The sequence below is a fragment of the Candidatus Methylomirabilota bacterium genome (assembly GCA_035260325.1).
Taxonomy (GTDB): Bacteria; Methylomirabilota; Methylomirabilia; order Rokubacteriales; family CSP1-6; genus AR19.
Genome location: DATFVL010000285.1, coordinates 1 through 7,985 on the forward strand (window position 1 = coordinate 1; position 7,985 = coordinate 7,985).

The 7,985-nt window shown below is 72.5% G+C and carries 12 protein-coding genes; 6 read left to right on the top strand and 6 right to left on the bottom strand.

The genetic code is table 11. The annotated features are described in order from the left end of the window. Positions 1 to 824: ABC transporter permease (locus VKG64_18120; GenBank protein HKB26956.1), on the top strand; the 824-nt coding region annotated here is incomplete at its 5' end. Positions 825 to 853: 29 nt separating this feature from the next. Here VKG64_18120 and VKG64_18125 read toward each other — a convergent pair. Continuing rightward, entirely contained in the window at positions 854 to 2,083 is a 1,230-nt protein-coding gene (locus tag VKG64_18125; protein ID HKB26957.1) for an MFS transporter, read from the bottom strand. A 359-nt stretch (positions 2,084 to 2,442) separates the two neighbouring features. Between VKG64_18125 and VKG64_18130 the strand changes: the two genes are divergently transcribed. Next, positions 2,443 to 3,462, top strand: a complete 1,020-nt coding sequence (locus VKG64_18130; protein HKB26958.1) for a C39 family peptidase — start codon at positions 2,443 to 2,445, stop codon at positions 3,460 to 3,462. Here VKG64_18130 and VKG64_18135 read toward each other — a convergent pair. Then, on the bottom strand, positions 3,419 to 3,679 hold the full coding sequence (locus VKG64_18135; GenBank protein ID HKB26959.1) for an alpha/beta hydrolase: 261 nt from the start codon (positions 3,677 to 3,679) through the stop codon (positions 3,419 to 3,421). The two genes, VKG64_18130 and VKG64_18135, sit on opposite strands and share 44 nt — an antisense overlap. 110 nt (positions 3,680 to 3,789) lie before the next feature. Here VKG64_18135 and VKG64_18140 point away from each other — a divergent pair, with 110 nt between their 5' ends. Together VKG64_18140 and VKG64_18145 are read left to right on the top strand one after the other, a co-directional pair. Next, complete coding sequence (locus VKG64_18140) at positions 3,790 to 4,053, top strand: hypothetical protein (protein ID HKB26960.1); 264 nt, start codon at positions 3,790 to 3,792, stop codon at positions 4,051 to 4,053. A 33-nt stretch (positions 4,054 to 4,086) separates the two neighbouring features. Continuing rightward, on the top strand, positions 4,087 to 5,088 hold the full coding sequence (locus VKG64_18145) for a potassium channel protein (protein HKB26961.1): 1,002 nt from the start codon (positions 4,087 to 4,089) through the stop codon (positions 5,086 to 5,088). Here VKG64_18145 and VKG64_18150 read toward each other — a convergent pair. Further along, the gene (locus VKG64_18150; GenBank protein ID HKB26962.1) at positions 5,075 to 5,257 is read right to left on the bottom strand and encodes a hypothetical protein; all 183 of its coding nucleotides are present in this window, start codon (positions 5,255 to 5,257) and stop codon (positions 5,075 to 5,077) included. The two genes, VKG64_18145 and VKG64_18150, sit on opposite strands and share 14 nt — an antisense overlap. A gap of 51 nt (positions 5,258 to 5,308) precedes the next feature. Then, positions 5,309 to 5,455 carry a hypothetical protein gene (locus tag VKG64_18155; protein HKB26963.1) on the bottom strand — a complete coding sequence of 49 codons (147 nt, stop codon included), beginning with the start codon at positions 5,453 to 5,455 and terminating at the stop codon, positions 5,309 to 5,311. On the opposite strand from VKG64_18155, the gene VKG64_18160 reads away from it, so the two are divergent. Continuing rightward, complete coding sequence (locus VKG64_18160) at positions 5,454 to 5,708, top strand: hypothetical protein (protein ID HKB26964.1); 255 nt, start codon at positions 5,454 to 5,456, stop codon at positions 5,706 to 5,708. The two genes, VKG64_18155 and VKG64_18160, sit on opposite strands and share 2 nt — an antisense overlap. Here the strand turns inward: VKG64_18160 and VKG64_18165 are convergent. Both VKG64_18165 and VKG64_18170 read right to left on the bottom strand, forming a co-directional pair. After that, positions 5,705 to 6,172: a hypothetical protein gene (locus VKG64_18165; GenBank protein ID HKB26965.1), complete on the bottom strand. Its 468-nt coding sequence runs from the start codon at positions 6,170 to 6,172 to the stop codon at positions 5,705 to 5,707. The two genes, VKG64_18160 and VKG64_18165, sit on opposite strands and share 4 nt — an antisense overlap. Positions 6,173 to 6,272: 100 nt before the next feature. Further along, a complete protein-coding gene (locus tag VKG64_18170) occupies positions 6,273 to 6,863 on the bottom strand; it encodes a hypothetical protein (GenBank protein HKB26966.1) in 591 nt (196 codons plus the stop codon). Positions 6,864 to 7,104: 241 nt separating this feature from the next. Between VKG64_18170 and VKG64_18175 the strand changes: the two genes are divergently transcribed. Next, positions 7,105 to 7,985, top strand: an 881-nt coding sequence (locus tag VKG64_18175) for a sigma-54 dependent transcriptional regulator (GenBank protein ID HKB26967.1), incomplete at its 3' end; no start/stop codon positions are given.

Genomic DNA, 7,985 nt, shown 5'->3' on the forward strand with positions numbered 1-7,985 from the left:
GCAAGCCGCTGGGCGCGATCGGCGGCGTAATCGTCCTGGCGCTGCTGGTCATGGCGGTCTTCGCGGGCCAGATCGCGCCCTATTCGTACGACCAGTCGATCCGCGGCTTTCGGATGAAGCCTCCGAGCGGCCAGTTCTGGATGGGCACCGACAACCTCGCGCGCGACGTCTGGAGCCGGGTCGTCTACGGCGCGCGGATCTCCGTCACCGTCGGGTTCGCGACGGTCGCCCTCGCCACGCTGATGGCCACCGCCATCGGCATCTCCAGCGCGTATCTCGGCGGCGCGTACGACATCGTGCTCCAGCGCGTCGTCGACGCGTGGATGTCGTTCCCGGCGCTCGTCGTCGTCCTGTCCCTGATGGCAGCGCTGGGACCCGGGCTGCCCAATCTGATCCTGGCCCTCTCCGTCCTCGGCGCCGCCAGCGCGTCCCGCGTGATCCGGGGCGCGACGCTGTCCGTGATGCAGAACTCCTACGTCGAGGCGGCCCGCGCGCTCGGCGCCAGCCATCTCCGCATCGTGATGCTCTACGTGCTGCCCAACGTGATGGCCACCATCCTCATCCTCGCGACCATCGGGCTCGGCGCGGTGATCCTGGCCGAGTCGGCGCTCTCGTTCCTCGGCTTCGGGATCCCGCCGCCGTACCCGTCCTGGGGCGGCATGCTGTCGGGATCGGGCCGCTCGTTCATGTACCACGCGCCCTGGATGGCTGTATTCCCGGGCGCCGCCATCTCGCTCGCCGTCTTCGGGTTCAACATGTTCGGCGACGCGCTCCGCGACGTCCTCGACCCGCGCCTGCGCGGCGCCGGCGGTCTCCGCGGCTAGGGCGTGGCGCCCGGGTTCGGATCTCCGCGTCAGGCGCGGGCCGGGGCGTCGGCGCCAGGCGCCGTCCGCTCGACGAGCCGGAAAAGCGCCAGGCCCAGGACCGTCGCCACCATCACGAGCGCGGCGAAGAGAATGGGCGCCGCGGGGCTGCCGGAGAGGTCGCGGACCGCGCCGGCGGCGGGCTGCGTGACCGTTATCGCCACGTAGAACACCGTGTAATAGACCCCGAGCGCGGTGCCCAGGCGCTCGGGCGCCACCGCCTTGGGCAGCAGCGCCATCACGGCGCCTGGCGGCGCGCCGATCACGAGGCCCACCAGGCAGAACGCCAGCAGCGGGTGCGGGAGCACAGGGAGCAGCATCGTGACCAGCCCGGCGATGACGCTGCCAGCGACGATGACCAGGTTTGGCCGGCCGAGACGGTCGGTCAGCAGCCCGCCGACGGGCACCGAGAGGATCGTCACCCAGATGGCGAGGCTCACGGTGAAGCCGGCGTCACCGAGCGACGCGCCGCGGGCCATGAGCATCCCTGGGCCGAAGGCGATCACGGCGACCAGGCTCGCGTTGAAACAGCCCCAGGCGACGCCGGCGCTCGCCGCGAGTCGGACCTCCCGCGACGAGAGCCGCGCGGCGCGTGCCGCCGGAGCGGACTCGCCGCGCGGTGCGCGGGGCGGATCGCGGTAGGCAAAGGCGATCAGCACGAGCCCGAGCGCGGCGGCGAGCGCCGTGGCCACGATCGCCATCCGCCACGACGAGTGGGTGGCGACGGCGCCCAGCGTGGCGGCGGCCAAGCCGAGGCCGACCGGCCAGCTCGTGAGCATCACCGCCATCGCTGTCGACATCTCCCGCTCGGCGAACCAGTCCGCGACCATCTTGGCGAGCCCGATGTTCATCAGCACGGCGCCGCCGCCGCTCAGCAACCGCCCGGCGGCGGCGACCGCGAAGCCCTGGCCGGCGGCGGTGACGAGGCTGCCGACGACCATGAGGGCGAGGCTGCCCGCCACCACACGGCGCTCGCCGAAGCGCTGGCCAATCACGCCACCCGGCAACGCGAAGAAGACGCCGGGCAGCATGTAGAGGCCGATGAGCGAGCCGAGCTGCGCCCAGCTGAGCCCGAGCTCGGGGATGAGGAGCGGCCCCACGGAGGCGATGGACTGGAACTGGTAGCCCATCGACGTGCGCGTGAGGAAGACAATCGATAGCGCCACCCAGCGGTTGGCCATCTGCCGCAGATGATAGCGGACGGGGGTGTCCTCGGCCACGCCGCCTGCCACACTCGCCGGGTGGAGCCGAGCCTTCAATGATCGAGAGTCGTACGAGGTGAGGCTTGACGCGCTCCACGCGCGGGAGTACAGAGGGGGTACGGCGCGCGGAGGACGCTCCGCCCGCCGTTGTGGGCCCACGGAAGGCCAGGAGGTGTTGATGGAAACCCTGCCACCGGACCAAGCGGCTGCGCCGTCCGGAGCCTGCTAGCGGCACCGAACGGCGCCGAATTCGAGCAGTACCTGATCCCGGCGTGCGCCGGGACGCGCAGCCCTGACTGCGCACCACGAACAAGGGGATGCCGTGGGCGGGCCGAGCCCGCCCACGCCCCCGACACGATCGCCCTGCGAGCGCCCTGATGTCGACCGACCTTTTTCTCTCGTCCTCGGGTCTGGCGCTCGACGCGCTCGCCGCCGTCGTCCCGCCGTCCTGCCGCCGTGAGGTCGAGCGAGCGCCCGACCCCCGGCTCGAGAGCGACGCCGCGGTGCTCGAGTTCCCCGAGTGGCGCCCGCGCCGCCCCGCGCGCCACCTCGTGCCGTCGTTCAGCGCGCTGTCACCGGCGGACGCGGGCTTTCGCTTCGAGCTCTCCGTGCGCCGGGGCGTGCGGTGGTCGCCGTGGGTCGCCGGCGCGTCCATCGGGCCCGACCTCTTCCCGCCGCTCGCGACGCGCGAGGACGGGATCGCCGCCGAGATCGACGAGTTCACCGTGACGCCCGCGGCCGACGCGCTGCGCCTGAGGCTGCGCGTCGCCGCCGGCCCGCAGGCGCTCGACGCGCCCTGGCTCGTGGCGCTCTCCGCGTGGGATGGCGGAGCGGACGCGGCCGCCGCGGCGCCGGCGGGCGGCGCGCGGCTCGCGGTACCGGCGCTCTCCCAGATGGCGGAGGCCGAGGCGATCCGGATGCGGGTCTGCTCGCCGGCGAGCGTGGCGATGGTGCTCGCGTACCACGGGCGCCCCGCCGAAGTCGCGACGCTCGCGCGCGAGATCTTCCACCCGACGCTCGACTGCTACGGCGTCTGGCCGGCGGCGATCCGCGCGGCCGGCCGCCGCGGCGTCGCGGGCTACCTCCTGCGTTTTCCCGACTGGGGGTCCGCGGCGTGGTGCCTCGGCCGCGGGCTGCCCGTGATCGCGTCCGTCCGGTACCGCGCCGGCGAGCTCACCGGCGCGCCGGTTCCCGAGACGACGGGGCACCTGCTCGTCCTGACGGGCTGGGAGGGCGGCGAGGTCCTGGTGAATGATCCCGCGGCCCCGCATGCGGGCGAGGTGCCGCGGCGCTACCGGCTCGACGAGCTCTCCCGCGTCTGGCTCGAGCGCGCGGGCGTCGGCTACGTGCTCTTCACGCCGTCCACGTCCCCCACCGGCCGTTCTCCACGGCCGTGAGGAACTCGCCGACCTCCCGATTGACGCGCGCGGGCTCCTCGATGTTGACCGTGTGGCCGGTCATCGGCACGACCAGGAGGCCGGCGTTCGGGATGTGGCGGCGCATGAACAGCGACGGCTCGATGCACGGCTCGTCCTGATCGCCCGTCATCACGAGCGTCGGCACGCGCGGCTCGCGCAGCTGCGGCTCGAGCTCGAAGATGGTCTTGCGCTTCATGAGGATCCCGCGGTGTCCTCGTAGTCGATGTCGACGCCGTTGACGCTGGCCATGGGCATGGCGCGACCCTCCCCGGGATTGTCGCCGACTCGGGGTACAATGCTGGCTAGATGCGATTCTCGAGCATCCTCCTCGGCGCGGTACTGACGACGGCGTTGGCGGGCTGCGCGACCGACACCCACGAATGGATGAAGGTGAACCAGAAGTACACGACGGAAGAGTTCCGCCGTGACTATCGTGAGTGCTCGCGGGACGGCAAGCTCGACGACGAGTGCATGAAGAGCCGGGGCTGGGTCGCCGTCTCGCCGGGCAAGGTCGAGGAGAAGAAGATCGATCCGCTCACCCAGCCCGCCGGCCGGAGCGGCCGCCGCTAGTGCGGGCGCCCGGGCCGTAGCCGCGCCGCCGGCGTGAGCCCGCACGATCGTCTCTGGCAGATCTTCATCCTGCTGGCCGGCGTCATCGCGTTCGGCACCGTGGGCTACCAGCTCATCGAGGGCTGGGTCTTCTTCGACGCGCTCTACATGACCGTGATCACCGTGGCCTCCGTGGGCTTCCAGGAGGTCCACCCCCTGTCCACGGCGGGGCGGGCGTTCACGATCGGCCTCATCATCGTCGGCCTCGGCGTCGTCGCGTACGGGCTCGGCACGATCACCGCGTTCTGGGTCGAGGGCGACCTCTCGCACCTCTGGGAGAAGCGAACGATGGAGCGACAGATCGCGGCACTGCGTGACCACATCGTCGTCTGCGGGGGCGGGGAGACCGGACGCCACGTGGCGCGCGAGCTCCTCCGGACTCAGCGGCCGTTCGTCTGCATCGAGGTCAACCCGGCGCAGGAGGACGCGCTCTCGCGGCTCGGCTCCGGGATCCTCTACATCCTCGGCGACGCGACGTCGAGCGAGGTGCTCCGCCAGGCGCGCGTCGAGACGGCGCGCGGCATGGTCGCGTGCATGGCCAACGACAAGGACAACCTCTTCGCGCTCCTCTCCGCGCGCGAGCTGAACCCGGCGATGCGTATCGTGACGCGCGCCGTCTCCGACGACGCCGGGCCGAAGCTCCTGAAGGCCGGCGCGGACGCGGTCGTGTCGGTGCCGACGATCGGCGCGCTGCGCCTCGCCTCGGCGATGGTGCGCCCGAACGTGGTGGACTTCCTCGACGCGATGCTGCGCGAGCCCGGCGCGATGCGCGTGCAGGAGGTGACCGTCGGGCTGGGGCTGGCCGGCCAGCCGCTCGGCGCGCTGAAGCTCCAGGAACGGACGGGCGTCATCGTGTTCGCGCTGCGCGACGCCGCGACGCATCGCCACGTCTTCAACCCGGCGGCGGAGCGCCCGCTCGCGCCCGGGGACGTGCTCATGGGTTGCGCGGACGCCGAGCAGTTCGCCGCGCTGGCACGGATCGTCACGGAGGGCTGAGCAGGAGGAAATTCGCGATCTTCACCGGGCTCGGCGGCACCGCCTGGGAGCAGGTGCGGCAGCTCTGGGGCCACGTGGAGGCCACGGGTTGGGACGCCGCCTGCGTGACCGACCACTTCATGCCGAAGACGCCCGACAGGGTCGGCGACACCCTCGAGGCCTGGAGCACCCCGGCGGCGCTTACACGGTCGGCGAGCGCCTCGCGCCTCGACGAGGCGTGTCAGGTGAAAAGGCGACCTTCAAGGGTCGCTACTACCAGCTCGCCGACGCGCCGCTCGCGCCGAAGCCGGTCCAGCGGCCGCACCCCGAGCTGATGATCGGCGGCGGCGGCCCGCGATCCGAAGACGCTCGCGCGCTCGGCGAACATGCCGCTCCTGCTCACCGACGACGCCGCGGAGGTCGAGAAGCTCAAGGCGGCGGTCGGGCGCCGCATGGGCATGGCGCCCGAGGTCGTCGAGGACGCGGTGCTCGCGGGCTCGAAGCGTCAGGTCGAGGACAAGCTCGGCCGGCTCCGCGCCGCGGGGGTGGACCCGCTGTTCGTGCCGTCGATGTTCCTGCCCAAGGACCCGCGCCCGCTCCTCGACCGGTTCATCGGCGAGATCGCCCCCGCGTTCCGCTAGCCGGCCGCCTCGGCGCGCTGCGCCCGGAGGTAGCGGTCGGCGAGGTTCGCGGCGAGCGCGCGCACCCGTTCGGCCTCGCCCGCGTCGGCGCTCAGCGCCGCCAGGCTCTCGGCCACGCGGATGCACTGCTCCACCATCTCCCGGTCGCCGAGCGCGCCGAACGCCTCGGCCGCCTCGAGCACGCCGTTGAGCGAGCCCTGCTGGCGCGCGCGGAACAGCGCCGTCCAGTAGGTCTCGCGCGCCCGCGCCTCCGAGGCCTTGCCGAATCCCGGGATCTTGCCGATGCGGAGCGAGGCCGCGGCGACCTCGACGAGACCGTGCCAGCCGGGCGTCCCGAGCGCGGCGGCGTAGGCGTTGCGCCACGCGCGCACCGCGACGGTCGCGTTCGCCTCACCGAGCGCCTGATCCATGGCGCGGATGTGTTCCCTCCAGGGGCCGGACGAGTCGTTCGTGCGGTCGATCATCGGCTGAGTCCTCCTTGGATCGTCGGATGGGCCATCGCTTCCACGATCGCGAGCACGAGAAACGCGAGCGCCAACGCGACGGCGACCAGCAGGCGGCGGCTCATCGGATGCTTCCTCCCTTGAGCGGTCCGGTCTGTTTCTCGACCTCGAGCTTGCGGGCATCCCAGCGCTCGGCGAAGGCGCGAACGCGGTCCGTGGCGCGCGCGTCGTGCGCCTGCGCCGCGGTCGCCCGCGCGATGGCGAGGCACTGCTGGACGACGGCGTCGTCGCCGAGCTCGGCGAACGCGTCGGCCACGCGCAGCACGCCGTCCACCGAGCCCTCCTGGCGCGCGCGGAAGAGCGCGACCAGATAGGTCTGGCGCGCCTTGGCCACCGCCGCCTTCTCGAACCCGCCGCGCGCGCCGAGCCGGCGGTAGGTGTCGCCGACGGCGACCAATCCCTGCCAGTGCCTGCTGCGCAGCGCGGCGGCGTACGCCTCGCGCCACAGCAGGAGCGCCTGGGCCTGATCGTTTCGTCCGAGCGCCGCGTCCACCCGGTCGAGCTGGGCCTGCCAGGCGACCTGCGCCTCCGCCGCGACCGCGTGACCGGCGAGCGCCTCGCTGACGACGCCAATGAGCAGCATCAGGCCGAGCATCGCGGCGATGGCGAGGATGAACTGCCAGGACCAGCGCTCCGACCACCGCGTCTTCATCGCCCCCTCCTCACTTCCCGCGAACACCTGGGCACGCCTCGGTGCGCCTCGCGTAAGTCCGTTCGATCCGGTGTGTCTGCTCAAGTGCGTGTCCACGGTCTGATACACAACGCAAGCCGGGGACCAGGGCGGGGCATCAGGTAAATCATGGAGTTACCGGAAACTGTGTCGCTGGTCAGCCTGGCTGGTGGTCAACAGTTGAACACCAGATTGACCAGTAAGGAGTAAGATCCAGTCGGTCATGAGGATTCTGGCCGACCTGCTGGGTGAGAGCGCCGAGATCGAGGCGATTCGCGACAAGGTCGGCCGCCTGCTCGCCCACCAGGACGTCCGCCGGCTCCCACCGGTCCTGATCGAGGGGGAGACCGGCACGGGCAAGGGGCTCCTCGCGCGGATGCTCCACCGGGCGGGCCCGCGCCCGGACGGACCCTTCGTGGACGTCAACTGCGCCGCGATCCCCGAGACCCTCCTCGAGGCGGAGATGTTCGGCTTCGAGCGCGGCGCCTTTACCGACGCCCGGCGCGCCAAGCCCGGCCTCTTCCAGACCGCGCACCGCGGCACGATCTTCCTCGACGAGGTCGGGCTCCTGCCGGAGGCCCTCCAGGCCAAGCTGCTCAAGGTGCTCGAGGAGCGGTCCGTGCGCCGGCTCGGGAGCACGCGCGACGAGCCCGTGGACGCGTGGATCCTCACCGCGACGAACGAGGACCTGCGCGGCGCGGTGCGCGAGCGCCGGTTCCGCGAGGACCTCTACCACCGGCTCGCGGTGCTCACGCTGACGCTGCCGCCGCTCCGCGGGCGCGGCGAGGACCTGCCGCGGCTCGCCGAGCACTTCCTCGCCCGCGCGTGCGCCGACTACGGCGTGCCGCCGAAGACGCTGGCGCCGGACGCGCGCGCGGCGCTCAGGACGTATCGATGGCCGGGGAACGTCCGGGAGCTCGGCAATGTCATGGAGCGCGTCGCGCTGCTGTCCCCCGAGCTCGAGGTGACCGCGCCCATGCTCGGGCTGCCGGCGCCGCCGCCCGCGCCCGAGGTCGCGCCCGCGCGCGAGGAGACGACGGCGTCGCTCGAGGACGCGGTGCGGGCCCGGGTCGCGGAGGTGCTCCGGCAGACCGGCTGGAACAT